This is a genomic window from Agrobacterium tumefaciens (assembly GCF_013337285.1).
GTDB classification, from domain to species: domain Bacteria; phylum Pseudomonadota; class Alphaproteobacteria; order Rhizobiales; family Rhizobiaceae; genus Agrobacterium; species Agrobacterium burrii.
This window is the reverse complement of record NZ_SUPW01000006.1, coordinates 169,043-195,048: the sequence shown is the minus strand read 5'-3', so window position 1 is coordinate 195,048 and position 26,006 is coordinate 169,043. Positions and strand designations below refer to the sequence as shown.

22 protein-coding genes are annotated in these 26,006 nt (G+C 59.2%); 9 read left to right on the top strand and 13 right to left on the bottom strand.

Features of this window, described 5'->3' with window-relative positions:
- Positions 1–28: 28 nt before the first annotated feature.
- Complete coding sequence (locus FCH38_RS17225; protein WP_149900788.1) at positions 29–1,057, bottom strand: LacI family DNA-binding transcriptional regulator; 1,029 nt, start codon at positions 1,055–1,057, stop codon at positions 29–31.
- A gap of 139 nt (positions 1,058–1,196) precedes the next feature.
- On the opposite strand from FCH38_RS17225, the gene FCH38_RS17220 reads away from it, so the two are divergent.
- The 6 genes from FCH38_RS17220 (at position 1,197) to FCH38_RS17195 (ending at position 7,375) form a co-directional block, all read left to right on the top strand.
- Complete coding sequence (locus FCH38_RS17220) at positions 1,197–2,231, top strand: Gfo/Idh/MocA family protein (RefSeq protein WP_174374500.1); 1,035 nt, start codon at positions 1,197–1,199, stop codon at positions 2,229–2,231.
- 12 nt (positions 2,232–2,243) lie between these two features.
- Positions 2,244–3,146, top strand: a complete 903-nt coding sequence (locus FCH38_RS17215; RefSeq protein WP_174374499.1) for a TIM barrel protein — start codon at positions 2,244–2,246, stop codon at positions 3,144–3,146.
- A 62-nt stretch (positions 3,147–3,208) separates the two neighbouring features.
- Positions 3,209–4,441, top strand: a complete 1,233-nt coding sequence (locus FCH38_RS17210; protein ID WP_174374498.1) for an ABC transporter substrate-binding protein — start codon at positions 3,209–3,211, stop codon at positions 4,439–4,441.
- A gap of 113 nt (positions 4,442–4,554) precedes the next feature.
- A complete protein-coding gene (locus FCH38_RS17205) occupies positions 4,555–5,457 on the top strand; it encodes a carbohydrate ABC transporter permease (RefSeq protein WP_149900784.1) in 903 nt (300 codons plus the stop codon).
- Positions 5,454–6,281, top strand: a complete 828-nt coding sequence (locus tag FCH38_RS17200) for a carbohydrate ABC transporter permease (RefSeq protein WP_174374497.1) — start codon at positions 5,454–5,456, stop codon at positions 6,279–6,281. Before FCH38_RS17205 ends, FCH38_RS17200 begins: the two co-directional genes overlap by 4 nt.
- The gene (locus FCH38_RS17195; RefSeq protein WP_174374496.1) at positions 6,278–7,375 is read left to right on the top strand and encodes an ABC transporter ATP-binding protein; all 1,098 of its coding nucleotides are present in this window, start codon (positions 6,278–6,280) and stop codon (positions 7,373–7,375) included. The genes FCH38_RS17200 and FCH38_RS17195 overlap by 4 nt, the downstream gene beginning before the upstream one ends.
- Before the next feature lie 7 nt (positions 7,376–7,382).
- On the opposite strand, the gene FCH38_RS17190 is transcribed toward FCH38_RS17195, so the two are convergent.
- Positions 7,383–8,051 carry a transglutaminase-like cysteine peptidase gene (locus FCH38_RS17190; protein WP_174374495.1) on the bottom strand — a complete coding sequence of 223 codons (669 nt, stop codon included), beginning with the start codon at positions 8,049–8,051 and terminating at the stop codon, positions 7,383–7,385.
- Between the two features lie 230 nt (positions 8,052–8,281).
- Here FCH38_RS17190 and FCH38_RS17185 point away from each other — a divergent pair, with 230 nt between their 5' ends.
- Both FCH38_RS17185 and FCH38_RS17180 read left to right on the top strand, forming a co-directional pair.
- Positions 8,282–9,298 carry a DUF1402 family protein gene (locus FCH38_RS17185; protein WP_174374494.1) on the top strand — a complete coding sequence of 339 codons (1,017 nt, stop codon included), beginning with the start codon at positions 8,282–8,284 and terminating at the stop codon, positions 9,296–9,298.
- 378 nt (positions 9,299–9,676) lie between these two features.
- Complete coding sequence (locus FCH38_RS17180) at positions 9,677–11,233, top strand: TerC family protein (RefSeq protein WP_153515909.1); 1,557 nt, start codon at positions 9,677–9,679, stop codon at positions 11,231–11,233.
- A 120-nt stretch (positions 11,234–11,353) separates the two neighbouring features.
- Here the strand turns inward: FCH38_RS17180 and FCH38_RS17175 are convergent, their stop codons facing one another.
- The 7 genes from FCH38_RS17175 to FCH38_RS17145 form a co-directional block, all read right to left on the bottom strand.
- Positions 11,354–11,980 carry a dual specificity protein phosphatase family protein gene (locus FCH38_RS17175; RefSeq protein ID WP_174374493.1) on the bottom strand — a complete coding sequence of 209 codons (627 nt, stop codon included), beginning with the start codon at positions 11,978–11,980 and terminating at the stop codon, positions 11,354–11,356.
- 49 nt (positions 11,981–12,029) lie between these two features.
- Entirely contained in the window at positions 12,030–12,935 is a 906-nt protein-coding gene (locus FCH38_RS17170) for an inositol monophosphatase family protein (protein WP_174374492.1), read from the bottom strand.
- A 65-nt stretch (positions 12,936–13,000) separates the two neighbouring features.
- Positions 13,001–14,071, bottom strand: a complete 1,071-nt coding sequence (locus tag FCH38_RS17165; protein ID WP_423753172.1) for an ABC transporter substrate-binding protein — start codon at positions 14,069–14,071, stop codon at positions 13,001–13,003.
- A gap of 94 nt (positions 14,072–14,165) precedes the next feature.
- Positions 14,166–15,302 carry an ABC transporter substrate-binding protein gene (locus FCH38_RS17160; protein ID WP_174374490.1) on the bottom strand — a complete coding sequence of 379 codons (1,137 nt, stop codon included), beginning with the start codon at positions 15,300–15,302 and terminating at the stop codon, positions 14,166–14,168.
- Positions 15,303–15,327: 25 nt separating this feature from the next.
- Entirely contained in the window at positions 15,328–16,452 is a 1,125-nt protein-coding gene (locus FCH38_RS17155; protein WP_174374489.1) for an ABC transporter substrate-binding protein, read from the bottom strand.
- Between the two features lie 34 nt (positions 16,453–16,486).
- Entirely contained in the window at positions 16,487–17,620 is a 1,134-nt protein-coding gene (locus tag FCH38_RS17150; protein WP_174374488.1) for an ABC transporter ATP-binding protein, read from the bottom strand.
- Entirely contained in the window at positions 17,620–19,473 is a 1,854-nt protein-coding gene (locus tag FCH38_RS17145; RefSeq protein ID WP_149900773.1) for an ABC transporter permease, read from the bottom strand. The genes FCH38_RS17150 and FCH38_RS17145 overlap by 1 nt, the downstream gene beginning before the upstream one ends.
- Positions 19,474–19,992: 519 nt before the next feature.
- On the opposite strand from FCH38_RS17145, the gene FCH38_RS17140 reads away from it, so the two are divergent.
- The gene (locus FCH38_RS17140) at positions 19,993–20,979 is read left to right on the top strand and encodes a LacI family DNA-binding transcriptional regulator (protein WP_142842946.1); all 987 of its coding nucleotides are present in this window, start codon (positions 19,993–19,995) and stop codon (positions 20,977–20,979) included.
- On the opposite strand, the gene FCH38_RS17135 is transcribed toward FCH38_RS17140, so the two are convergent.
- From FCH38_RS17135 to FCH38_RS17120, 4 genes are all read right to left on the bottom strand, one after another.
- Positions 20,976–22,619, bottom strand: coding sequence for a Na/Pi cotransporter family protein (locus FCH38_RS17135; RefSeq protein ID WP_153515916.1), 1,644 nt, complete (start codon positions 22,617–22,619; stop codon positions 20,976–20,978). The genes FCH38_RS17140 and FCH38_RS17135 overlap by 4 nt on opposite strands.
- Positions 22,620–22,698: 79 nt before the next feature.
- Positions 22,699–24,384 (bottom strand): metallophosphoesterase family protein, encoded by a 1,686-nt coding sequence (locus tag FCH38_RS17130; RefSeq protein WP_174374487.1) that lies wholly within the window; start codon positions 24,382–24,384, stop codon positions 22,699–22,701.
- Complete coding sequence (locus FCH38_RS17125; protein ID WP_174374486.1) at positions 24,378–24,986, bottom strand: dual specificity protein phosphatase family protein; 609 nt, start codon at positions 24,984–24,986, stop codon at positions 24,378–24,380. The genes FCH38_RS17130 and FCH38_RS17125 overlap by 7 nt, the downstream gene beginning before the upstream one ends.
- Positions 24,987–25,043: 57 nt before the next feature.
- Positions 25,044–25,883 (bottom strand): inositol monophosphatase family protein, encoded by an 840-nt coding sequence (locus FCH38_RS17120; protein ID WP_153515919.1) that lies wholly within the window; start codon positions 25,881–25,883, stop codon positions 25,044–25,046.
- Positions 25,884–26,006 lie beyond the last annotated feature (123 nt).

Genomic DNA, 26,006 nt, shown 5'->3' with positions numbered 1-26,006 from the left:
GCCGCTCCTGATGCTCTGGAGCTGGCGCCTAAGGTGCAAGGTCACTCTCTCCCGCCACAAGCAGCATCGGCCAGATGCAATGGCGGGCCTGATCGGGATAGAAGGGCGCAAAGGCCGGCATGGTCGATAAAAGCGTCTGGGCGACCGTTACGCCAAGCTCATGCAGGGACATGCGAAAACTGGTCAGGCGCGGTTCCAGAAACTGGCCGCGTGGACCATCACGAAAGCCGATGACGGCCAGATCACGCCCCGGTTTGAGGCCGACTTCGGCAAGCCGCCGGTAAAGACCGACCGCCATCAACTCATAGATCAGCACGATGGCCGTCGGTCGTGGGCGCATCTGAAGCCACTCGCTGGCGGCGTGATATCCACCCTGCTCGCTCGATTTTGTGCGGATAACCAGAGACGGATCGTATGTTATGCCGTTTTCCTCGAGGGCGCGTTTATAGGCCTCCAGAAAGACATAACCGAGGTTGATGTCGTTATCGGCTGCCGCCACCGCAATGGTGCGATGACCTGCCGCCACCAGCCGGTTGACGGCGCTTTTCGCCACGCCTTCGAAATCGAGATCGATCCAGGCATGGTCCGTGCTGGACGAGGTGCGGCCCAGAGCGACGAAGGGCAGACGCGTCTGTTTCAGGAAATCAACACGCTTGTCGATCCGACGGGTCGAGGAAATGATCATCGCGTCAACCATGCGGCGCGCCACCATGCGCTTCAGATATTCGTCAGGATCTTCCTCCCCCGGACAGGGCAGGACGATGAGATCGAGATTATGGCCGGAAAACACGCTTTGCAGGCCATCCGTAACGCCCATGAAGAAGTTGTCTGAATTTTCCACTGTCTGCGCGTCACTGCCGGTCATCAGGCCGATGACATTAGTGGTCCCTTGCCGCAGGCTGCGGCCCGATTGATTGGCGACATAACCAAGCTTTTCCGCCGCTTCCAGAACGCGGCGGCGCGTTTCCTCGTTCACATCGGGCTTACCGTTCAGGGCACGGGAAACGGTGCCTATCGATATCTCCAGATAATCGGCAAGCTGACGGATTCCTTTCATGCACTCCCCTCCCAAACCGGACGCGCCATCGGCACGCCCCTTAACGGTCTTGACATATCTAACATCATCGTCATAGTCTCGTAAACGTTTACGACGCTCTGCGCAAAGAGGAGTTTGCGAAAGAGTCCGGGGAGATGAGATGACATTCAACGCCGTTTTATGCGGGTGCGGAGCCATGGCCAAGGGCTGGCTGCGCGCCATTCAATCCACGCCGGAAATCGCCGGCGCGATCAGGATCGCCGGACTGGTTGATCTGAACGAGAGCACAGCCCGCGCGCTGGCAGAAGAATTCGGGCTGGCGGACGCGGTCATCGGCACCGATCTCCGTGCGGTGCTCGCGCAAACAAAAGCAGACATTCTATTTGACGTCGTCATCCCGCAGGCGCGCTTTGCGGTGGTCGCGGCAGGCCTTGAGGCCGGGTGCCATGTGCTCAGCGAAAAGCCGCTTGCGGCATCGATGGAAGAGGCTGCCACCCTTGTGGAATTGGCCAAAAAAGCGGGTAAAGTCCACGCGGTGGTGCAAAATCGGCGGTTCGTGGCTGGTATCCGGCGGCTACGACGCGCCGTGGAAGACGGCATCATTGGCGATTTGACGGCCATCCATTGTGATTTTTTCCTTGGCCCTCATTTCGGTGGCTTCCGTGAGGAGATGAAGAACGTCCTGCTTCTCGACATGGCGATCCATACCTTTGATGCCGCCCGTTTTGTCGCCAATGAGAAGCCCCTCGCCGTCTTTTGCGTGGAAAAGAACCCGGCCGGTTCCTGGTATGCCCACGGGGCAAGCGCCAATGCCATTTTCGAATTCTCCAACGATGTGGTCTTCACCTATCGAGGCTCCTGGTGCGCCGAGGGTGAAAGAACCAGCTGGGAAGCCCGTTGGCGGCTGATCGGCTCGAAGGGAATGATTCTCTGGGATGGAGAAGACGGTTTTTCGGCTTCCGTAGCGGGTGATGAACAGGGTCTGTTGCGAGGATCTGCGACCGTAAACGTTTCCGATGCCATTTCTGAACAAGATACACGCGGCCACGCCAGCGTCATTCTCTCGTTCCTCGAATCCATCCGCACCGGCCGGATGCCGGAGACAGCCTCTTTCGACAACATCAACAGCCTTGCCATGGTGATCGGCGCGATCGAAAGCGCCCGCCTCGGCCAGCGTGTTTCCATTGCAGCATAAGGACTGAAAGACGTGAGCAATCCGGCAAAATCCATCCGCATCGGCACCATGGTCAGCGCCAGCAAAGGACAGGCGGCTGAGCGCATCGGCCAGATAGCCGATCTTGGCTTTGAAAGCTTTGAGCCGTTCTTCTGGCAGACGACCAACGGTCAGGACCTTGCCGAACTCGGCAAGCGCTGCCGTGACGCCATCGGCGAGCGCGACATCACCATCAGCACGCTCGGCATGTTCGGCAATCCGCTGGAAGAAACCGAGATCGACCTTGAGACATTGCAGGGCTGGAAAGACTGCATCGACAACGCCCATCATTTCGGCGCCACCTGCGTTGCCGGTTTCACCGGCCGGCTGCGTGGCAAGCCCCTACCTGAAAGCCTGCCAAGATATAAGGAAATCTGGAGCGAGCTTGCAAAACGCGCCGCCGACAAGGGCGTGAAGATCGCCTTTGAAAACTGCGCCATGGACGGCAACTGGCAGACCGGCGACTGGAACATCGCCCATAACCCTGATGCCTGGGAACTGATCTTCAACGAAACCCCGGATGACAATATCGGCATCGAATGGGAACCCTGCCACCAGATGGTCTATCTCATCGATCCGCTGCCGCAGATCCGCAAATGGGCGGACAAGATTTTCCACGTGCACGGCAAGGACGCGACCATCCGCTGGGACGTCATTCGCGAGCACGGCATTTTCGGCAAGGAGAAGTTCGTCTTCATGCGCACGCCGGGCTTTGGCGACAGCAACTGGACGGATATCATTTCCGAGCTGCGCCTTGCCGGCTGGTCTGGCTCGATCGACATCGAAGGCTGGCATGACCCCGTCTATCGCGATGCGCTGGAAATGACGGGCCAGGTGCACGGCCTGAACTATCTGAAACATTGCCGCGGCGGCGATTTTGTCGTCGACCCGACATAACGGAAACCTTTGGGGAGAAGATTTCCGAAAACTGCAGCGACGATAACCAAAAGGAGGAGATTATGGGTATCGCGAAATGCATGATGGCCAGCGCGTTTGTGCTGGCGGGCGTATCCGCCGGCGCAATTGCCGCCCACGCGGAGGACGTGACGTTGACCTTGTGGTCGCTGGATCGTGATATCCAGCCGGCGCCGAACCTCATAAACGAGTTCAACAAGCTCAATAATGGCATCAAGATCGAATATCGGCAATTGCAGTTCGACGATGTGGTGAGCGAAGCGATGCGCGCCTATTCGACCGGCAATGCCCCCGATATCATCGCCATCGACAACCCCAACCACGCCATGTTCGCCGCCCGCGGCGCCTTTCTTGACGTGACGGACATGATCGCCAAGTCGGATGTCATCAAGACCGAAAACTATTTTCCCGGGCCGCTGAAATCGGTGATGTGGGACGGCAAATATTTCGGCGTGCCGAAGGCGACGAATACGATTGCGCTTTATTACAACAAGGACCTGTTCAAGGGCGCAGGGCTCGATGCGGCAAAACCGCCGCAGACCTGGGACGAGCTGGTGGAAGCGGCCCGCAAGCTGACCAACCCTTCAAAGAACGTCTATGGCATCAGCTTCAGCGCCAAGGCGAATGAGGAAGGCACCTTCCAGTTCCTGCCCTGGGCGCAGATGGCGGGCGCGACCTACAAGAACATCAATACCGAGGGTGCCGTGAAGGCGCTCGATACCTGGAAACTGATGCTGGATGAAAAGCTCGCATCACCGGATACGCTGACGCGCAGCCAGTGGGATTCCACCGCCACCTTCAACGCCGGCAATGCCGCCATGGTCATTTCCGGCCCGTGGGAAATCGACCGCATGCTGAAGGACGCCAAGTTCGACTGGGGTGTTGCCTTGCTGCCGGTGCCTACACCCGACGCCCCCCGGTCTTCGGCCATGGGCGACTATAACTGGGCGATCTTCTCCAAGACCAAACATCCCGAAGAAGCCTTCAAGGCCATCGAATTCTTCGCATCGCAGGACAAGGACATGTTCAAGAATTTCGGCCAATTGCCGGCGCGCTCGGATGTTCCCGTACCGCCAACCGGCAATGCGTTGAAGGATGAGGCGCTGAAGACCTTTGTCGAGCAGCTGAAATATGCGCAGCCGCGCGGCCCCTCACCCGAATGGCCGAAGATTTCCAAGGCCATTCAGGACGCTATCCAGGGCGCCCTGTCGGGACAGATGACGCCAAAAGCCGCGCTCGATCAGGCCGCTGAAAAGATAAAGCTGGTCGAAGGCTGATTGAATGGACGGGCGAGCGGAATATCCGACGCCCATCCGCAGGGTTCCTCCCGGTGGGGTCGCCTGTCGCAAAATGCGGCGGCGGCCCCAAGCGGAGCTTGCGAGGATGTTTCATGAAAAAACTGTTTTCCAGCGTCAGTGACGGTCGCGGTTTCGACATTGTCCTTGTCGCCCTGCCTTTAAGTTTCCTGTTCGTCATGGCGGGTCTGCCGCTGCTCTACAACATTGTCATGAGCTTTCAGGAAGTTGACATGTTCAGCCTGGGCACCTTCGTGCGCCCATTCGTTGGCTTCAAGAATTACGTCGATCTGTTCCGGCAGCCGGAGACCCTGCCGATCCTGATGAACACCGTCACTTTCGTGGTCGCCTCGATTGCCGGACAATTCGCCATCGGCTTTGGGCTGGCGCTGTTCTTCTGGGTGAATTTTCCCGGCGCCACCTGGCTGCGCGGCCTGTTCCTCGTGTCCTGGGTCATGCCCGGCCTCGTCGTCGGCGCCATCTGGAACTGGATCCTGTCCGGCGACTTCGGCGTGCTGAATTTCTTCCTGCGGGAGAGCGGTCTGATTTCAGGCAATATCTTCTGGCGTTCGGATGCGAATTTTTCGCTCTGGGCCGTCGTCATCGCCAATATCTGGCTCGGCACCTCCTTCAACATGATCCTGCTTTCCGTCGGCCTCGCCTCAATCCCCGGCGATCTTTACGAAGCGGCGGAGCTTGATGGCGCCAATGCCTGGCAGCGCTTCTACACCATCACCCTGCCGATGATGCGCTCCACCATCGGCGCGATCGTCTCGCTCGGGCTGATCTTCACCCTGCAACAATTCGATCTTTTCGCCGCCATTACCGATGGCGGGCCGAACAACAGTTCCAACGTGGCGCAATATTGGGCCTGGGACCTGTCGTTCCGACAATATGATTTCGGCAAGGGCGCGACGATCTCCGTCATCATGATCGTTTTCGTCATGCTGGCTTCCATCGTTTATGTGCGTTCCACACGACATGAGGTGCGCGGATGAGCACCACCAACCGCAACCGTCTGATGCTGGCAATCGCCATCGTGCTCGCCATCATCTATCTCTTCCCGCTTTACTGGATGTATCTGACCTCGCTTAAAAGCGGCTCGGAGATGTTCGCCAATCCACCCGGTTTCTGGCCTACAGACCCGCAATGGCAGACCTATTCCTATGTCTGGCAAAGCCGCAACATGGGCCGATATCTCTGGAATTCGGTGCTGATCGCCTCCGGCGCCGTGCTGTTGATCACCATTCTCGGTGTCGGTTGCGCCTATGTGCTGGCCCGCTATCGCAATGTCTGGGTGGATATCGGTCTGTTCCTCATCCTCATGCTCCAGGTTCTGCCAGCATCGCTGATGATCACACCGATCTTCGTCGGCTTCTCGCAATTCGGGCTTCTGGATTATCCGCGCCTGTCGGTCATCCTCGCCATTGCGGCGAAAAGCATGCCCTTCTTCGTCGTCCTGGTGCGCGCCACCTTCATGGCCGTGCCGCAGGAGCTGGAAGAGGCGGCGCTGGTGGACGGCAATTCCCGCGTCGGCGCATTTTTCAACATCGTGCTGCCGCTTGCCAGAAACGGCATTCTCGTCAGCGCCATCCTCATCTTCATGCAGGCCTTCGGCGAATTCGTCTATTCGAAATCGATGATACAGGCGGCCGAATTGCAGCCCGCCAGCGTCGGCCTCAATTCCTTCATGGGCCCCAATACCAGCGAATGGAACAACATCATGGCCTATGCGACCATGTATGTGACGCCCATTCTCGCCCTCTTCATTCTCTTGCAGCGCCGCATCGTATCCGGCCTGACCTCAGGAGCACTCAAATGACCCTTCAGATAGAACTTTCCGGCGTCAACAAATATTACGGCGCCTTCCATGCCCTGAAAAACATCGACCTTTCCATCAAGAAAGGCACCTTTGTCGCACTTGTCGGCCCCTCTGGCTGCGGCAAATCCACCCTTTTGCGTTCACTCGCCGGGCTGGAAACCATATCGGCCGGCGACATGCGCATTGCCGGCTCGCTCATGAACGGCGTGCCGCCGCGCAAGCGCGATGTGGCCATGGTGTTCCAGTCCTATGCGCTCTACCCGCATATGACGGTGGAGGAAAACCTCACCTATTCACTGCGCATGCGCGGCGTCGCCAAGGCCGAGGCGCGCAAGGCGGCGGAAGAGGTTGCCGCGACGACCGGACTTTCCAAGCTGATGAAGCGTTATCCGCGTGAACTTTCCGGCGGCCAGCGCCAGCGCGTGGCCATGAGCCGGGCGATCATCCGCAATCCGCAGGCCTTCCTGTTCGATGAGCCGCTTTCCAATCTCGATGCGGCGCTGCGCGTCCATATGCGCAAGGAAATCCGCGCGCTGCACGACCGCCTGCACGCAACCTCTGTCTATGTCACCCATGACCAGATCGAAGCGATGACCATGGCCGACCATGTCGTCGTCATGCGCGATGGCATCATCGAGCAGCAGGGCACGCCGCTGGAACTATACGATCGCCCCGTCAACCGCTTCGTGGCCGGCTTCATCGGCTCGCCCGCCATGAATTTCATACCGGCCACCGTCAGCCAGGACGGCGCTTCACTTCTGCTGCAGTTCGGCGAAGGTGAGCCGCAGCAGCCGATCAGCAATCCAGCCGCCCTGCCGCCGGGCAAACATGTGATCGTCGGCATCAGGCCGGAACATATAAGGCCCACAACTGCAAATGGAGCGGCATTGACACTGCCTGTTTCCGCCGTGGAAACCACCGGCTCAGCCACGTTCCTCACAACAGGAACATCCACAGAACTGGTCATCGCGATGCAGGGACGCAGCGAAGTCAAGGCCGGCGAGGTCATAGGCCTCGATATCAACCCGTCCGATATGCACCTCTTCGATGAAGAAACGGGTATCGGTCTCGGAACTGGGGCATTGAAGGTGTGAAACCGCTTCAGCGGTTCCTGAACAGATCGATGATGTTGCGGCGGGTGGTGGTCGCGGGTATCGCGGTGCCACGGTCGACCTCCCGCGCAGCGATGGCCGGCGAACCCGAGCCATCAATATCCACCCAGCGACCGGCATTTTCGGTGGATTGACGCTTGAGATAGCTATAGTGCGTTTCGTCCCAGCGAAGGATTGTCGGCTTCATATTATCGAGGATGAAATCACCGCGATCCGTCCTCACCGTGAGCACGGCATGGCCATCCCCCCGCTCGTCGCGGACGACGGTGATCAGCAGGTTGGAGGCCGGCAGACCGATATTCATCAGCCGCTTGCGCTTTTCCAGCACGAGGTCGTCGCAATCGCCAGCGCCCTTATAGGGATATTCCCAATAGTCCTCGTAACCCCATACTTCCATATCGGAACGCTGGTCGATTTCGACATTGACCGCGCTGTTGACCGAAACCATGGTTTTCCAGTTGTCGGGCGTGAGATGAAGCGGTGGCATGGCCTTCACGGGCTGGCACTCGGCCGAATGCCGCTGGCAGAATTCGTAATGCCCCACCGGCTGCGAGGTGATTGCGCCCGTCACCATCGAAGGCGAAGCCTCTGCCGGTGAAAGCAGACCGGCAACGGTCAGAACAAAACATGCCTGCAGCAATTTGTTGAAATAGGTCATGTCCATCTCCTGAGGACATGACCTATCGCTGCCGGTTTGAGTTCAAATGAAACAAACCGCTCGACTTTTAACGATCCCGAAAATTGGCGCACCTGTTACCGCCGGATTGTGCGACCCCTTTCACAATCGCCAACAACGGGAATGTGAGCGGCGGCAAACTTGCCATGCGTGGATGGCCTGCCTAAGAAAGGCCCACAACCACGATGAATCCCCGTTACAGAGACTGTTGCATGAGCCTGTTTGCGAAGATCACCCGCACAGCCACCCTCATCATGACGCTGGCCTGCCTTCCTTCTTACGCCGTCGCGCAGCAGATGACCGTCGTTCCTCCCGGAAATCGCTCCGCCGAGCAGCCGGAAATACCACGCGCCTCGGCGATCCGGACCAAGGCTTTCTACACGACCTACGAGGAAAAGTTCGGCAAGACGATCGATCTTCTAAACAGTGAACCCGCCCTTCTCAGCAAGATCAAGAGGGCCGCCGCGGCCTATGGCATCGATCCGATCCACATTGTCGGCGCCATCGTCGGAGAACATACCTTCAACGTCTCGGCCGTGGATCGCCTGCAGACCTATTACGTCAAGGCCATTTCCTACGCCGAACTCGATATCAAGTTCAGCTATAATGGCGTTTCCCTGAAGACCTTCCTCCAAAGGCCTGAATTTCAGTCATGCGAGCCGCTTGCCACCACCTCCGAACAATGGAGCTGCCGCGACACCGTGTGGGACGAGGACTTCCGCGGCAAGGTCGTGGATGGTGCGAGCTATGAGGCCATCTCGTTCCAGCGTGCCTTCTTCCAGCCCTTTTATGCCGGTCAGACCTTCGGACTTGGCCAGATCAGCCCGCTGACGGCGCTGCAGGTCACCGATCTCGTGAACAGGACGAGCGGCCTGCCGAAACTCTCGGCGGACAGGCCGAAGGAAATCTACCGCGACGTCATGGATCCCGACCGCAGCATCATCTACATCGCCGCCATCCTCAGGGATTCCATCGACGCCTACCGGGAAAAGGGCTTCGACATCTCAGGCAATCCCGGCATTACCTCCACACTCTACAATGTCGGCCAGCCAAGGCGTCGCGCCGAACGCCTGCGGGCAGCCGTGGATGCGGGCGCAAAAAACCGCCTGCCGGTCGAAAACTACTATGGATGGCTGATCAACGACCGCTTGGACACCCTGAAAAGCATTCTTGACGGCAAGGCCATCGACCAGCGGACGACTTCGGACATAGGCGAAAAAACGCGATAACGCTTTTTTGTTTTCGAATAGTAGTCAATCGCCTAGATTGTACAGGATCGGATGTTCTCGGGTAAAAACCCATAGGTATACACGCAAAGATTGCCAAACCGTACCTTCACAATGTAACCTTAAGCAAAAAGCGCTTTTCCATCCGCCGGAAATCTGCTAATTCGGCTGGCACAAGAATTCACGGATAGCGGGATAAATTCGCCCTATGCCTGACGAAGGCGACAGTACCGACAGTAGTCGACACCGAACGAGGCTGGCTCGCGTGAAGCGCAGCCAGCCTCGGATTTTCTTGTTTTCATCAACGCGACAGCTTTCAGCCTCGGATGTTCAGTCCGGGGCTTTGCGTGTTCGCATCCATTCCCATAAAGGCTCCTGAACATGGAATTCCTAGCAGATCCGAACATCTGGATCGGCCTCGTCACCCTTATCGTTCTCGAAGTCGTTCTCGGCATCGACAATCTCGTTTTCATCGCGATCCTTGCCGACAAGCTACCACCACACCAACGCCACAAGGCTCGGGTCATCGGCCTGTCGCTGGCGCTGATCATGCGCGTCCTGCTGCTGTTTTCGATCTCATGGATCGTCACGCTGACGCGGCCGCTGTTTACAATCGCGGATTTCTCCTTCTCCGGACGCGATATCATCCTCATCATCGGCGGTGCGTTTCTGCTCGCCAAGGGAACCATGGAACTGCATGAGCGGCTGGAGGGTGACCACAAGCCGAAGCAGGGCAAGGTGGTCCATGCGGTCTTCTGGCAGGTGATCGTGCAGATCGTCGTGCTCGATGCCGTGTTCTCGCTCGACAGCGTCATCACCGCCGTCGGCATGGTCAACAATCTCTGGGTAATGATCACCGCCGTCTGCGTGGCCATGGCCGTGATGATGGCGGCCTCCAGGCCGCTGATGACATTCGTGTCGAAACACCCGACCGTCGTCATTCTCTGCCTTGGCTTCCTATTGATGATCGGCTTCAGCCTCATCGTCGAAGGTTTCGGTTTCCATCTTCCGAAGGGTTATCTCTATGCGGCCATCGGCTTTTCCGTGCTCATTGAGGCGGCAAACCAGCTTGGCAGGCGCAACCGCGAAAGGCGCATCACCGCCGGTGATATGCGTGAGCGTACCTCCAACGCCATTCTGCGGCTTCTCGGCGGCCGGGTCGGTGAACAGCCGCTTGGCGAGACGGCCGATCTTATCGCCGAACAGGCAACCCTCAGCGACCTGTTCAAATCCGAAGAAAAGGACATGATCCGCGGCGTGCTGACACTTGCCGAACGCCCCGTCGTCTCGATCATGACGCCACGCACCGAGATCGACTGGCTGGATATCGACGCCGACCCGGAGACGCTGCGCCACCGTCTGCTCGAACTCGACCATTCCCGGTTGATGCTCGCGCAGGGCAAGCTGGACTCCTTCCTCGGCGTCGCAGCCACAAAGGACCTGCTGCGTGATCTTCTGCGTGATGGAAGCCTGAACCTCGAAAGCTCGCTGCGGCAGCCGCTCGTCGTGCATGAGAGCGCCACGGCCCTGCAGGTCATGGAACAGCTGCGCAAATCCCCGCTGCAGATGGCCGTCATCATCGACGAATACGGCACGCTGCAGGGGATCGCCACGCCAACGGATATTCTCGAGGCGATCGCCGGCGAATTCCCTGACGAAGGCGAAGAATTGCTGATTTCGGAAAAAGCGGAAGACGGCTCCTGGCTTATCGACGGCGCCGTCGATGTCAGAAGGGCGTCTTATCTTCTCGACATCGATCTGGTGGATGAAGCCGATCGTTATTCCACCGTCGCGGGCTACATTCTGTGGCGTCTAAATCGCCTTCCCGAGGTGGGTGAGCGTGTTTCCGGCGAAGGTTTTGCGTTCGAAATCGTTTCCTGCTCGGACAGGAACATCGAGAAGGTCCGGGCGTGGAACTATGCGGTGACCGAAGCTTAAACAAGAACGGCCGAGAGGATGCCATCTAACAACCTCCCGGCATATAAATGGCGACGTCCTTTTGTGCCGAGGACGTCGCCATTACCGCACGAAAACAAATGACACCGGGGTAATCTCTCCTCAATGCGCGGCGTCGATCATCGCGATCCAGCCGGCGGCCCGGCGGGCGGCGTCCGCAAGCACGGGTTTCGGCGCTTTGAACCATTCGTTTTCCGGCAGTTCGCGCTTCACGCGAACGAAGTCGATGGCATCATCCAACGTCGGGAATTCCACCGGCAGCGTCAGGTGCAGAAAGAGCGCAACGACGGCGACGGAACGCGAACGCCCTCCCCGGCAATTGATGAGTACGCTGCCGCGCTCCCGCCGGGGATAGGAAGGCTTGTCGGGCAATACCTGTTCCAGCGCCGCCCGCAGAATATAATGGGCCGCCACCATCTGGGTATCGGGATTTCCGGCACCATCGATCAGGCCGATCTTGTAATAGCGGATTTCGCCCGGCCCATAGATGCTGCCTTCATGATCGGAAACGACCTGTGGCTGTTCCACGAAGTTGAAGTCCAGATTGACGGCGCAATTGACGACAGTGGTGATACCGTTCTGACGCAGAAGGTTGAGGTCGCTGGCACCCTCCTTACCCGAGATGAACAGATCGACGCCATAAAGTGGGTGCTGCTCATAGATGCGGCTGAGCTTCGGCAATTCGCCGCTTTCCTGCTCGTGGGATAGGACCTGTTCCGGTTGTGGCATGTCATGTCTCCATCGGCGCCAACGTGGACACCGTCATATTTTTATCTGTTCAGGCTTTCGCAGCCGTCTGGCTTTGTCCTATAGCTGCGATACGGCTTTCGGATATGGACCGCGCCACCCGCTCTAATGTCGGGTAATTCGCCCCCTCACCCGTGGCGATATAACCAGGGCAGAGGAAATCGGCAGAACCTTCCGCCACCTTTCCAAGGGTCAGCGGCTCATAGGTTCCGCCGGCATTTTTGAGAATGAGGATGGCTGCGGCCACATCCCAGGCATTAACACCGAAACCGGCGGCCGCATCCGTCCAGCCCGCCGCAACATGGGCGATGCTGAGCGCGGCGCTGCCAGGCCGGCGCAATGTCGAGAAGGTCTCGACAAGAGCGCCGAAATTGGCGAGCGCCGCTTCCCGCCCATCCAGCCGGAAATCACGCGAGACGGGATAACCGGTGATCAAGGTCGCCCGGGTCTCGTCTGCAACACTGCGGGAGCGCAGCTTGTCTCCGTCCAGATAGGAAGCTTCAAGATTGGCGGAAAACATCTGGTCCGCCACGGGATCATAGACCACGCCGGCAACCGCCTCGCCGTCGATGACAGCTGCAATCGATACGCACCAGAAGGCAAGGCCACGGGCGAAATTTGCCGTACCGTCGATCGGATCGACATACCATTGCACCTCGCCGCTGCCGATCTGGCCGCCTTCTTCGCCCATGATCGCGGAATTGGGTTCGCTTGCGAGAATGACGGCACGAATGGCAGCTTCAGCCCGCTTGTCATGAATGGTGACGATGTCGTGGAGATCGACTTTATAGTCCACCGCCATTTCAGAGCGGAATGCCGAAAGCAGCGGATCACGCACGGCCCGCGCCGCCGTCTCGGCGATTTTCATCAGCCGCACCGAGCGGGAAAACGCCTCCTCATTTGCAAGGTTCCGTTCGGTCGAAGGTGAGGTCTGCATCGGCATATCCAGTCTGTTCGTTCGCAAAGAAGGAGGCGACGCGGCAGGAGCCGCGCCAGTCGGGATTATTTCCGGTAGTTGACGCGCCAGACGTCCTGCCATTCCTCGCGGCGGTCGAAATCATCGAGGCCGGTGGCGGAATCGTATCCCATCAGTCTGTCGGCAACCTTCATCAGCCCCGAGGGCTCGTCAGCCGGCATTTTGATGTCGATGTTGGTCGGTAGCTTGCCGTCCTTCATCTGCGGCGCGATGCCCTCTTCCGTCAGGATGTAATGAACAAAGAGCTTCGCCATGTTCGGGCTCTTGGTCTTGGACGCGATCAGCCCGAGCTTGATGTAGGTCCAGCCGACCCATGGATCGAGGCCCGTGCAGAGGCCGAGCTTGTAACCCTTGTCGGCATTGTCGCGGAACTTGGCGGAACTTAGCAGGCCGAAAAATGGCTGTTTCTGGCCGGGGGCACCGACAGCTTCCGCCACCGGGTCGTCACCTTCGGTGGCAAGCGGGCCGTTTGCAGCCATTGCCTTGATCCATGCGGCAGACGCGCCTTTTTCCTCTATCTCTTTGCCGAAATGGGCCTTGTAGGCCGCCGCCACCTTTTCGTTGCCGTGCGCTTCAAGCTGGTTGAACCAATCCGTATAGGTGCTCTTGCTCAAGGGATCGACCATGGCGACCTTGCCTTTCCATTTCGGCTCGGTCAGTTCCCAGATGTTGCCCACCGGGCATTTGTCATGGGCTTCGGTGTTGTAAGCCCAGACATTGGCATTGGTGGAAATTGCCAGCGGGTCCTGAAACTGCGCCGGGATTTTAGACGCCATGTCGCCCGGCAGGTAATTCTCGACGAAACCCGCCGGCAGAAGCTGCGCGAGCGCCGATGGCGCGTCGGTGATCAGCACCACGTCGCCCTGCACATTGCCGGACTGGCTTTCACGGATGATCATCTCCAGCTGGCTGTTGGCCGAGACCTTCACCCCTGTCGCCTTCAGCCCATATTTGGCGCTGAACTTATCGGCCATTTCGACGATCTTGCCGGTGCTGTCATAGATATTGATCGGTTTTTCCTGCTTCGCCGCTGCCAGGATCGTATCCAGATCGAAGGCTTCTTCGGCCGCAGCAACCATGGCAGACAATCCGATCATTGCCGCAGCAATGGCTGACGCCGTTGTCAAATTTGTTCTTTTCATCGTCTCCCCTCCCAAGGAAAAGTAAGGCAGGCTCGCGCCCGCCTTGCCGTTATTTTTTGTAGTTCACACGCCAGAAATCCTGCCAGCCTTCGCGCTTGTCGAGGTCATCGGCAGCCGTTGTCGCATCGAAAGCCATCAGCTCGTCGAGGTGAGCTGCCACCTTCGAAGGCTCATCCGCAGGCAAGGCGATTTTCGTATTGCCGGAGATTTTGCCGTCGGCGGTCTGTGGCGCGATGCCCTCTTCCGTCATCAGGTAGTGCAGGAAGAGCTTTGCCGCATTCGGACTTTTCGTCTGCCCGGCAATCAGGCCGAAGCCGGGATAAAGGAAGCCGGAAAAGGGTTTGACGCCGGTGCAAAGCCCGAGCTTCAGCCCCTTGGTCTCATTGTCACGGTATTTGGCCACAGAGGTGATGACGAAAAACGGATCGGCCTGCCCCGGCGCACCGGCCGCATCCGCAACCGTGCTTGAATCAGAAAGCAGGGGCGCGTTTTCGGCAAAGGCCTTTACCCAGGCTGCCGTCGCGCTTTTTTCGCCCGTTTCAAGCTTCTTGCCGTAGAGATCTTCGTAGGCCTTGGCGACATCCGCATCGTGATGGGTTTCGATCTGGTTGAACCAGTCGGCGTAAAGCGGCTTGTCGAAGAGATCGAGCATGGCCAGCTTGCCCTTCCACCGCGGCTCCGTCAGCTGCCAGATATTGGTGACCGGGCATGTGTCGTATTTCTCGGTATTATAGGTAAACACATGCGGATCGGAGACGATCACGAGCGGATCGCGCAGCTTTTGCGGAATATCGCCTTCCATATCCGGCGGTGACCAGCTGGTGGCGATGCCTTCCGGCAAAAGCTCCCCCATGGCGGAGGCGACATCGGTTGCAACGCTGACATCGCCGACGACGTTGCCGGCCCGATGCTCGCGGATCATCAGCTCGACCTGCGTTGCCTCGTTCACCTTCTTGCCGCTGGCCTGCACGCCGTATTTGGCTGTGAAGGCCTGCGCGGTGTCGACGATCTTGCCGGTCACCGCGTAAACGGTGATAGGCTTTTCCTTCTTTGCGGCGTCGATCAGCGCATCGAGATTAAAGGCGTCCTGCGCATGTGCGGCGGTGCCAAGCGCCAGCGAGAAGATCAGGGAGAGTGCGGAGGCCATTCGGCCCCCGCGCTGCCCACCATATCGGTTGTGGTTCATTGTCGTCACTGCGTCGGTCCCCCCGTTATTTTTTGTAGTTCACGCGCCAGAAGTCCTGCCACGTTTCGCGCGCATCCCAGTCGTCAAGGCTGGTGGCCATGCTGTAAGGCAGAATGTGGTCGAGAACCGCGCCGATACCCGAAGGCTCGTCGGCGGGCAGGCTCACCTCCTTGTTGGTCGACATCTTGCCGTCGATCGCCTGCGGCGCGATGCCTTCAGCGGTCATGATGTAGTGAATGAAGAGCTTCGCTGCGTTCGGGCTGTCCGTACCCTTGGTGATCAGGCCGACGCCCGGATAAAGCCAGCCGGCCCAAGGCTTCAGCTCCTTGCAAAGACCAAGCTTCATGCCCTTGTCGGCATTGTCGCGGAACTTCGCCGAGCTGATGAGGCCCATGAACGCATCCTTCTGGCCGGGCGTACCAACGGCTTCGGCGGCCGCCGCATCGGCATCGGTCAGAAGCGGAGCGTTGGCGGCAAGCGCCTTCACCCAGGCGGCGGTCGCTGTCGTCTCTGCTGTTTCGAGGTCTTTGCCGTAGAGCGCCTTATAGGCCGCCTTTACCTCGCCATCGCCATGTTTGGCCATCTGATTGAACCAATCGACATAGGAGGCTTTGCCGAGCGGATCCTGCATCGCCACCTTGCCCTTCCACTTCGGGTCGGTCAGTTCCCAGATGTTGGAAACGGGGCATTTTTCGAAAAGCTCGCTATTATAGGCCCAGACATTGGCGCTGGTGACGACGGTGAGCGGGTCCTGATATTCCGGCGGAATATTGCCGGCCAGATCCGGCGGCAACCAGCTTTCGACAAAACCCATCGGAATAAGCTGCGCCATCGCTGCCGGCGCATCGCTGATGATCGAAACGTCGCCCTGGATATTGTTGGCGCGCGCCTCGCGGATGATCATTTCCAGCTGGGCTGTGGCCTTGACCTTCGCGCCCTCGGCGCCCACGCCATATTTCGCCGCGAAGTTCTTCGCCATTTCGACGATCTTGCCGGTGCTGTCATAGACGGTGATCGGCTTTTCCTTTTTGGCCGCCTCGATCAGGGCATTGAGGTCGAAAGGCTCTTCCGCCTTCGCCGCGCCGCCAAACGTCGCAGCGATAGCCGTTGCGCATAACAGCCGGCTCAAACCCGTCATTGTCCGCTTCATACTGCTTCTCCTTCAGCCGTCTTTGCCGGCGTTTTCAGTTGTAGGTGCTGTTGCGTAGAACGGCGTCCGCCTCGGTGACCCGCTGCCCCCTTGCGTCAAAAGCATGCAGGGCCTCCGGCGACACGTGGAAAAACACGCGGTCGCCGCTGTCGATACGCGGCAGGGAATGGGTGGTGAGAAACAGCGTGTGGTTTTCGCTTCTCAGCTCAAGAATCCAGCTGCCGCCGGTCGGCAGCACGCCCGTCACCGTCATTTCACCGGAGAAACTGCCCTGCGGCACATCTTCCGGCTTCATCACGTAACCCATCGCCTCCGGCCGCATGCCGACCGACGCGATGCCGCGCAGTTGCGGATAACGCGCTGCAAAATAGGCTTCGCCCTTATCGGCAACATCGGAGACGCCGGGCTGGCCAAAGGTCAGGATATTGATCGGCGGGCTGCCGACAAATTCGGCGACGAAGCGGTTGGCCGGACGATCATAGATATCGTTCGGCGTGCCCATCTGCTGCAACGTGCCCTCGTTCATGACGGCGATAGTGGTGGCAAGCGTCATGGCTTCCCACTGGTCGTGCGTCACGAAGACGATGGTGGTCTTGAATTCCTTGTGCAGCCGCTTCAGCTCGGCGCGCATTTCCAGCCGCAGCCGGGCATCCAGATTGGACAGCGGCTCATCCAGAAGCAGAACGCCGGGATTGACGGCCAGCATGCGGGCCAGCGCCACACGCTGTTGCTGCCCACCGGAAAGCTGCGACGGATACCGGTCGCGATATTTGGCAATATCGAGCGCCTGCATGACGCGTTCCACACGGGCTTCACGCTCGGCCTTCGGCAGCTTGCGCAAGCGCAGGCCGAAATCTGTATTACGCTCGATGGTCAGATGCGGCCAGAGCGCGTAGCTCTGGAAGACGAGGCCCATTTCACGCTTTTCCGGCGGCACGAAGATGCCGTCATTGACAGAGTCTATCACCCGGTCGCCGACACGGATTTCTCCGCCGGAGAGGTTTTCGAGGCCGGCGATCATCCGCAGCGTCGTGGTTTTGCCGCAGCCGGAAGGGCCGAGCAGGCACATGAATTCGCCGTCGCGGATTTCGAGATCGAGATCGGAAACCGCATTTGCGGAATTCACACCGTAGTTTTTCTGCGCACCGCGCAAGTTGATGGTAGGCATCAGCTTCCAAGTCCTTCTGCAAGATTTGTGCGGGTCAGTTTCTGGGCCAACAGCGTGCCGAAATAGGCGATGCCGGCGATGATCAGCACCACGGCGTTTGCGGCCTGCGTGTAATGGTAATCGACCAGCCGAAGCGAGTAGGTGGTCAGCACGTCCGTGCTCGGCACGGCGAGGATGACGAAAAGGCTCAAGCCCTTGATGCCCGAGATGAAGGGCAGGAGAACCCCCGTCACCAGCGATCCCTTCTGGATCGGGATGACGATGGAGATCATGCGGCGGAACCAGCCGGCCCCGGCGATCTGCGCCGCCTCTTCCGGGTCCTTTCCAAGCTGCGTCATGGCCGAAATGCCGGCGCGTGAGGCATAGGGCATCTGGTCGGCAATCAGTGCGAGGATAAGGATCGTCACCGTGCCATAGAGCGCCGGCATCGGCCCGCGCGGAACGGCAAACAGCGACAGATAGGCGGCGGCAAAGGCGATGCCCGGCACGAGATAAGGCAGGAACGTTACCTGTCGCAGATAGACCGACAGCGCGCGCACCGGCGTGCGGATGACGACATAGCCGACCAAGAGACCGAGAACGCCTGATGTCAGCGAGGCAAGGCCAACGATCATCATCGTGTTTTTGGCGGCCGCCCAGAGATCGGGACTCAAGAGAACACCGGTCTGCAAGGCCACCGTGTTGAGGTTGGTGCCGATCCAGTAATCGAGTGTGAAGTTATCGAGCGAGAATCTGGCCGGCATCTTCATGACGGTCGAGAGCGCCAGGGTCAGAAGCGGCAGGCCGACGCTGAGTATAAAGACGGCAGCGGCAAAGCCGGTTGCCGGAAGCCGCATCTTGCCGAGACGGCTTAGACGGTTCATCGAACCCTTCGACCCGATCGTCACGAAACGGCGGGCTTCGCGAACGAGGCGGGCGTCAATCATCAGCGTGACGATGCCGATGAGCATGATCGCAGCCGCAACGACACCGGCAACGCCGGTCTGGCGCGAGGCGATGCTGCGGAACAGCGAAGTCGACAGGACTTCGAATTTCACGGGAAGCCCCAGAACATAAGGCACACCGAACTCGCCAAGGCACTTCGCAAAGATCAGCACCATGGAAGACAGCAGCGCCGGGCGCATCAGCGGCATGATGATCTGCAAGGCCACCTGATAACGGTGTGCGCCGAGAATGCGGGCGGAATCCTCAAGCTGCGAGTCGAAGCGGCGAAGCGCCGAGCCGAACAGCAGGATGACGAAAGGCGTGTAATGCAGCGCAAGGATGATGGTGATCGGGAAGCGCCCATAGGCCACCCAGTCCGGCGGTGTCAGGCCTATTGCCTCGAACCAGCCGGGCTGGCCGCCAACGGTGCGGTTTTTGAACAGGGTCGTCCATGCCAGCGCGAAGGTCCAGGCCGGCAGCATATAAGGCACGATCAGCGCGGTGGCGAACCAACGACGGCCGAACATATCCGTGCGGCTGATAAGCCAGGCAAGCACGGTGCCGATGACCAGCGAAAGCGCAATCGCCCCGAAAGCTACCGTCAGGGTGTTGAAGAGCGGTCGCCAGAAAAGGTCTGTCGCGACAGGCGAGAAAAACGCTCTGTCGAGATAATAAAGCGTGAGGTCGCCAACATCTTTGCCAAGACGCCGTTCGTGGCCGAATTGCACGCGCACCGCATCGAAAACGATCGAAATGATCGGAATGACGATCAGATAGGTGAAAAGCAGGGCCGTCAGAACGCCGATCAGCGTCGTCGGCTCCCGGAGCGCGACCTTGAGGCGATATCGCCAGGCCTGCCATGCCGAAGGCGCGGTCGCCGGGGGACGCCCCAATGCCTCCGCCTTCGTTGATTCGCTTAAAAGAGCCATTATCTCTCCCCGTATGGCCACACCACTGCCCTGACACGCCGGCAAAAAACTGCCTTCGCACAGCCTGCAAAACAGGCGGCGCGTGCGTGACCTTCAGCAATGCATCAATGCTTCAGAAGCGGGTGCCCAAAACCCGCCAACAACGATGATCCCAGCTCCTCCCGAAAACATCGTCGGCAAAGCGAATATGGAATAAAAATTCCATATATCACTCGACCTTGGAATGCATGATCCGTCTTTAAAGGCGGTTTGTCAACGAAAAAATGCACACGTGATCACTAAGTTATTTATTTGTTTTAAAACGTCTTTTTGTCACAAAACTGTAATTTTTTTAGCATGATGAACGGAGGAATGTTTTTCCCGGCGGGACAGCAATGGAACGAATGGGACGTTTTCCAGGAGTGTACGTCATCTCCCTGCCCTCGCGCAGCGGCGGGCAGCTGAAAAATTTCGATTGGAATAGCCGACGCCACATCGCCTGTGGTATCAGGCATAGGATTTCGCAACCGGGGGAATTGAATGGCGAGAGGGTTCGTGACAGCCGAAGAGGTGGCGAAAAAGGCCGGGGTTTCGCGCTCCGCCGTCTCGCGCACCTTCACCCCCGGCGGCAGCGTTTCGAAGGTGGTACGGCGTAAGGTGCTGAAAGCCGCGCAGGAACTTGGCTACCGCGTCAACCGTCTGGCGCAAGGCCTCAACAATGACCGCTCCAACCTCATCGGGGTCGTCGGCGCCAATCTCAGCTCTCCCTTCATTTCAAAGCAGCTCGACCTGCTCAGCATCGGCCTTCTGCGTCGCGGTCTGCAATGTCTGCTGCTGAATGCGGCCGATGCGCGCAAGGATATCGCGCCGCTGATCGAGCTTCTTTTCGAGTTCCGCGCCCAGGCGATCGTCGTTCTCTCCGGCGAACCGCCGGCCTCGATCGTCGATGAATGCATCGCCAATGGCGTGCGCCTCATCCTCATCAATCAGCGTCTCGACCGCACCGATACGAATATGGTGCTGAGCGACGATTCCCACGGTGCCGACCTTGCCGCCATGCGGCTTGTGGCGGCGAAATGCCGGAAGGTCGCGGTCATTTCCAGCGGCAGCCAGACCCCGGCACAATTGCGCCGCGCCGGCGCCTTCACCCAGCGCATGACCATCGAAGGCATCGAGGTCGTTCCCTGGTCCGGCGGACCGACAAGTTATGACAGCGGTTATCAGGCCGGTTGCGAATTGCTGGCCGACAAGGCGATCGATGGCGCTTTCTGTGTAACCGACCTGCTGGCGCTCGGTTTCATGGACGCTGCGCGGCTGGAAATGGGCCGCCGGGTGCCGGAAGATCTCTCGATCGTCGGTTTCGACGATATTCCACAGGCTGGCTGGAAAAGCTATCAACTGACCACCGTTGCCCAATCCTTCGACGCGCTGACCGAAAAAGTCCTGACCGCTCTCGACAGCGACCTGCCGGAAACCCGGCTTCAGGTCGTGCCCGTTTCCATGGTCGAGCGCATCACCGCGCGCTAACCCACCTGCTTGATGCGGCTTTCAATCAGGAGGCCGCTTTCATCGAGGATCGGATGAGCGACGGCGGCGATATGGGCGTTGATGCGTTTGAGGTCGCGCAGCATGTCCAGATGCACGGAACTGGTCTGGATGCTGTCGGCGCGGCCATCACGCAGGCGCTGCAAATGGCGCTCCGAAGACTGCTTTTCGAGACGCCGCACATCTTCCTTCACTTCCACCAGCCGGCGGGCAAGATCAGCATTGCGGGTCGCGAAAACCGATTGGGCCATGCGGATATTGTCGAGTGTGACGGCGAAAAGACGCTCCAGCTCACTCTTGCCGTCAGCGGAAAACTGCAGGCCAAGATCGATCTTCTTGGCGATTTCCGGACGGATACCCTTCTCGATAATATCGCCGATATGTTCGAGATTGATGGCATATTCGACGATATCCATCGCGCGGCGCTGGTCTTTCCGGCAAAGCCCATCCTGTCCGACCTTCGAGACATAGACCTTGATGTCATGCTGTATGCGGTCGACCCGGCCTTCCAGCCTGCTGATGTCGTTGAGTTTCGCGACGTCGCTATCGCGCATCGCCTCGCTTGCCTGCCGCAGCATGCGCTCGATCAGGTCGCCGACCAGCAGCACCTCGCGGCTTGCACCGGCAAGTGCTGCAACCGGCTGATCGAGATCGTGACTGTCGAGATAGCTGCGGCTGCTTTCGCTTCCCTCTTTTTCCGGCAGCATTGCCTTCGTTACCCGCAAAAGCAGCGGCGAGAGCGGCCACGCGATGGCGGCAACAGCCAGATTGAAGAAAAGATGCGCATCAACCGCGAGATTGGCGTGCGAAAAGGGCGACATATCCAGAAGCACCGCGCCATATCCGGCAAGAGGCAGGGCCAGAAGACAGCCGATGGCCCTGACGATGAGGTTGCCGACAGTCACCCGGCGCGCCGCAATCGGCGCTTTCAGCGTTGCCAGCACCGGTGGCACCGCACCGCCGAGATTGGCGCCGAGCACCAGCACGATGACGAGGCTCGTTTCGATGCCGCCGCTTGCCGCGAGCGACAGGATGAGAACGACAATCGCAAGGCTGGAAGATGCCAGCACCGCCAGGACGGCGGAGAAAATCAGCGCCACCGGCCAGGCATCGCCAAGCAATGAAATGAAGAGGCCAAGCGCCGGTGATTGTCTGATAGGATCGGTCGCGGCGGAAAGAAGATGCAGGGAAAGCAGCATCAGGCCGACACCGGCAAGGGCCGCACCCGCTCCCTGCCGCTGCGCCGATTTTCCCCGTAGCAGGATGACGCCCGCGAGGATGAGCATTGGCGACAGCCAGCCAAGCCCGAGCGCGACAATCCACGCAGTCATCGCGGTGCCAACATTGGCTCCCAGCAGCACGATCTGCGCCATGGCCGGCGCGATAAGGTCTTTTTCAACGAAAGAAGCGACCATCAGCGCGGTCGCAGTCGAACTCTGCAAGGCGATCGTCGCCACGAGACCGGCAACGAAGGAGCGAAAACCGCCCCGCGTGCCGGCGGCAAGACCGGTGCGAAGCCTGGCGCCAAACGCGCGCGACATGCCGTCCTTGATCTGCGCAAGGCCGAAAAGTAGCAGCGCCACCGCGCCGAACAGATTGATGCTGACAACGACCGATTCCATCGGATCACCTCGCCTGTCGTCCCCGCCGCCGGTCTGCACTCGGGGCTGCGATGCAGCAGCCCGTTGCAAAACCTTCAGATCAAACCGCTACGCGCTCATATTGTGGAGCGAACTGAAGCGTGAGATCACGCGAACTGCCTTCAGCACGCTCCAGAAACAGGCCAAGCGCACCGAAGAAGATTTCGATAAAGCTTTGAACGGAACCGTCGTGGCGATCCGCCTCGCGGCCGAAGCGTTCTGCAAGCACCCGATAGAGGGAAAGCCGCTCCGGCTGGATATGCGGCAGGGCAAGACCCGCGCCCTGACGCAGGCAATACCAATCGGCAATCAGCTCGAACATCGGTAATTCAGAAGCCAGCACGAGGCCGTCCGATGTGGATGCGCCCTTTTTTCCAATCAGGCCAATGACATCCTGCACGGTTTTATCCGCAATGGCCGCCACAACCTCGGCCGGCCATTCCTTGATGAAATAACGGTGCCTGATCAGCGCCCGTTTGTGACCAAGCAGAAACTCGCCATAGTTGCCCGCCGCAAACGCCCGGTCCTCGTCCTCGCCAGCCAGCACCGTTTCCTGCGCATAGCCTCGGCAAATAAGGCTGTTGATCGGCAGAGCGTCCATCTCCACCGTCTCCACAGTGATTTCCTGCCGCGACGGGTGGACAACCTTGAAGGCAGGCGGAAAGGCCACCAGCGACGGCACGGCGATATTGGTGAGCGAACTCTCCCCTTCCCCGCGCCTTGTCACACCTTCCACATGCAGGTGCCCGCTGAAATGGATGGCAAGCCCGGCGTGACGCAGCGCATCCTCCACCGCTTTGCGCGGCGTGCGGCGCACGACATTGGTTTCGCCGAACAGCGCGCCCTCGGCACCGCTTGCGCCATCAAAAGGATCGAGCGCCGGATAGTGGGAAAAGCCAAGCAACGTTTTGCCCAGCGCCTCTGCCCTATGACGCACATCGGCAATCCAGTCGATGATGAAGGGTTTGCAGCGCAAAAGCGCGTTCCAGCCGCCGGAGGTGCTGTCGGTGAAGGCCGCCTCTTCGCCTGTCTTGAAAGTACCATCGAGCGGTTCGAAAATATTGGCGTCAATCATCAGTAGCCAGAGACCCGGCTCCGGCTCGACGAGATAGGAGGCATCCATCAGCTGGTAGACATTGTGTCCATCGGGCGAGCGCACCTCGTACAGGCGGTCTTCCGCCAAGTCGGAGAGACCGAACGGCGTTTCCCAATGAATATAGTCCGGCTGGCGGAAATATCCGAAGGCCGCCATGGGGCCGAGGCCCACTGGATAGCCCTCGCAATACATCCGGTCGCTGATAACAACCCGCTCCCCGGCCCGCCGTGCATCGCTCGAAACGGAAAGGCATCGGCCATTTTCCGTCAGGAATTCCTTGGTATGGTGCCGGCCGCTTGGCCCGAAAATATCGTGGTTTCCGGGCAATGCATAAAAAGCGGTGCCGTGGGCATCACGATGACGCTCGAGAATGCCCTTCAGCGTTTCGGTGGTCGCCCGCTGGCCGTCATCGGTATAATCGCCAAGCAGCACCACATGGCGAATGCCGCGTTGCCTCACCTCTTCGAGTGCGGCATGCAGCGCATCGGCGCTCTCGTTGAAAACCCGGGTGGATTCGCGTGTATCCGACCAGCTGCGCATGGTGATGCGCTCACCATCGATCTCGATGCCCGGAAATCCGAAATCAGCGGCCGTGTCATGAAAATGCGCGTCGGCAATGACGGCGACGGAAGGAAGCGCACGTGTCAGCATGATTGAGCGGTCTTTCTGCCTTCAACCATGTCGATCCAGCCGGAAGCACGGCGGGCGGCGGCATAAAGCATGGGTTTCGGCGTCTCGAACCATTCATCGGGCCGCAATTCCCGCCTGGTGCGGATCACGGAAACCGCGTCGTCAAGTGTGGGGTAAAGATGCGGCTGCTGCTTGTGGAGGAAAAGCGCTACCAGCGAGACGGAGCGGCTGCGGCCGCTGCGGCAGTTGACCAGCACATTGCCACCATCGGGGAAAGGATAGGTTTCGCGTTTTGGCATTGTCTGCCGAAGCGCGCCGTCGAGAATGTAATAGGCTCCCAGCATCATCGTGTCGGGACTGCCTTCGCCATCGATCAGGCCAAGCTTGTAATAACGGATATCGCCATAGCCCACGGCGCGCTTATCACCCTCTTCCGCCACCGCCTGTACGAGATTGATGTCGAGATTGACGGCGCAATTGACGACGGTGGTGATGCCGTGCCGGCGCAGGAGCCCGAGATCACTCGCACCGTCGCTGCCGCCGATATAAAGCGCAGCATTGTGCGGGCCGAGCCCTTCCGAAATCAGGCTGATCGCAGGCCGGGCATAAACGGGTCCATCCATGTCATTCCTCCACATGCACGAAGCAGCCCTTCATCACGGGCTGAGCTTCGTCTAAAATCAGGCCGATGCGGCCCGCTGCCCACCGGACGGCTGCCGCTCGGCCAAAGGTATGTTCGATGCCTCACTGACACCTTTGGCAACACCGCCGGCTGCCGCCAGCACCGGCCCGCCATCTTCAAGACTACCGATTTCCAGGAAAGGGCAGACATCCCCGCCAGCTTCGCTGACGAGTAGCAGCCCCGCAAGACAATCCCATGAATTCATATGCAATTCGAGATAGGCATCGGAGCGGCCATCAGCCACATAGGCAAGCGCCATGGCCCCTGAGCCGGCGCGGCGGACATTGGTGCCCATATCGAGCAGGTTCTTGACGACGTCGAGATAGACGTCATTCGCCACGCGGGTCGACCAGCCCATTTCAATCGACGCCGCATCGAAACGCTCCGTCTCCGACACCCGGAGCGGCAAGCCGTTGCGCGTCGCCCCCTCCCCGCGACGGGCGAAATAAAGCTCGTCAAGGGCGGGATTATAGATCGCGCCAAGCTCTGTTCGCCCGTTTTCGACATAAGCGATGGAGATGCAGAAATGTGGAATGCCGCGGGCGAAATTCGCAGTGCCGTCGATGGGGTCCACGACCCAGACGCGCTCGCCAATCTCCCCGCCGCCTTCTTCTCCGAAAAAACTGTCATCGGGAAAACAAGCCGCGATGGCCCCGCGAATATGCGCTTCGGAGGCAGCATCCGTGACGGTCAGAAAGTCCTGTGGCCCCTTCATCGAGAAGCTGCGTGTCGCTTCGCCCTGAAAACCTTTCAGCACCAGTTCCCCGGCGGAAAGAATAACGCTGCGGCAGAGTTCGGCGCGAGCCGTCAATGTATCCGGATAAGGCATCGAGTCCATGCGCAACAACCATTTCCTCTAGAGTGAACGCGTGTTCATATTGCACACGTGTTCAGTGTTTTCAAGCACGATTTTTGGAGGAATTGATTGTGGCGGATCGGACACGGCCAATCCCGCCCGTGC

Excerpts from the sequence above, each read along its gene's own strand:
- FCH38_RS17125 (WP_174374486.1), bottom strand. The coding sequence starts at position 24,986 with ATGGATGGACCCGTTTATGCCCGGCCTGCGATCAGCCTGATTTCGGAA.
- FCH38_RS17170 (WP_174374492.1), bottom strand. The coding sequence starts at position 12,935 with ATGCAGACCTCACCTTCGACCGAACGGAACCTTGCAAATGAGGAGGCG.
- FCH38_RS17175 (WP_174374493.1), bottom strand. The coding sequence starts at position 11,980 with ATGCCACAACCGGAACAGGTCCTATCCCACGAGCAGGAAAGCGGCGAA.
- FCH38_RS17200 (WP_174374497.1), top strand. The coding sequence starts at position 5,454 with ATGAGCACCACCAACCGCAACCGTCTGATGCTGGCAATCGCCATCGTG.
- FCH38_RS17225 (WP_149900788.1), bottom strand. The coding sequence starts at position 1,057 with ATGAAAGGAATCCGTCAGCTTGCCGATTATCTGGAGATATCGATAGGC.
- FCH38_RS17120 (WP_153515919.1), bottom strand. The coding sequence starts at position 25,883 with ATGGACTCGATGCCTTATCCGGATACATTGACGGCTCGCGCCGAACTC.
- FCH38_RS17165 (WP_423753172.1), bottom strand. The coding sequence starts at position 14,071 with ATGATCGGATTGTCTGCCATGGTTGCTGCGGCCGAAGAAGCCTTCGAT.
- FCH38_RS17180 (WP_153515909.1), top strand. The coding sequence starts at position 9,677 with ATGGAATTCCTAGCAGATCCGAACATCTGGATCGGCCTCGTCACCCTT.
- FCH38_RS17130 (WP_174374487.1), bottom strand. The coding sequence starts at position 24,384 with ATGCTGACACGTGCGCTTCCTTCCGTCGCCGTCATTGCCGACGCGCAT.
- FCH38_RS17160 (WP_174374490.1), bottom strand. The coding sequence starts at position 15,302 with ATGAACCACAACCGATATGGTGGGCAGCGCGGGGGCCGAATGGCCTCC.
- FCH38_RS17135 (WP_153515916.1), bottom strand. The coding sequence starts at position 22,619 with ATGGAATCGGTCGTTGTCAGCATCAATCTGTTCGGCGCGGTGGCGCTG.
- FCH38_RS17145 (WP_149900773.1), bottom strand. The coding sequence starts at position 19,473 with ATGGCTCTTTTAAGCGAATCAACGAAGGCGGAGGCATTGGGGCGTCCC.
- FCH38_RS17140 (WP_142842946.1), top strand. The coding sequence starts at position 19,993 with ATGGCGAGAGGGTTCGTGACAGCCGAAGAGGTGGCGAAAAAGGCCGGG.
- FCH38_RS17190 (WP_174374495.1), bottom strand. The coding sequence starts at position 8,051 with ATGACCTATTTCAACAAATTGCTGCAGGCATGTTTTGTTCTGACCGTT.
- FCH38_RS17210 (WP_174374498.1), top strand. The coding sequence starts at position 3,209 with ATGGGTATCGCGAAATGCATGATGGCCAGCGCGTTTGTGCTGGCGGGC.
- FCH38_RS17195 (WP_174374496.1), top strand. The coding sequence starts at position 6,278 with ATGACCCTTCAGATAGAACTTTCCGGCGTCAACAAATATTACGGCGCC.
- FCH38_RS17155 (WP_174374489.1), bottom strand. The coding sequence starts at position 16,452 with ATGAAGCGGACAATGACGGGTTTGAGCCGGCTGTTATGCGCAACGGCT.
- FCH38_RS17150 (WP_174374488.1), bottom strand. The coding sequence starts at position 17,620 with ATGCCTACCATCAACTTGCGCGGTGCGCAGAAAAACTACGGTGTGAAT.
- FCH38_RS17220 (WP_174374500.1), top strand. The coding sequence starts at position 1,197 with ATGACATTCAACGCCGTTTTATGCGGGTGCGGAGCCATGGCCAAGGGC.
- FCH38_RS17185 (WP_174374494.1), top strand. The coding sequence starts at position 8,282 with ATGAGCCTGTTTGCGAAGATCACCCGCACAGCCACCCTCATCATGACG.
- FCH38_RS17205 (WP_149900784.1), top strand. The coding sequence starts at position 4,555 with ATGAAAAAACTGTTTTCCAGCGTCAGTGACGGTCGCGGTTTCGACATT.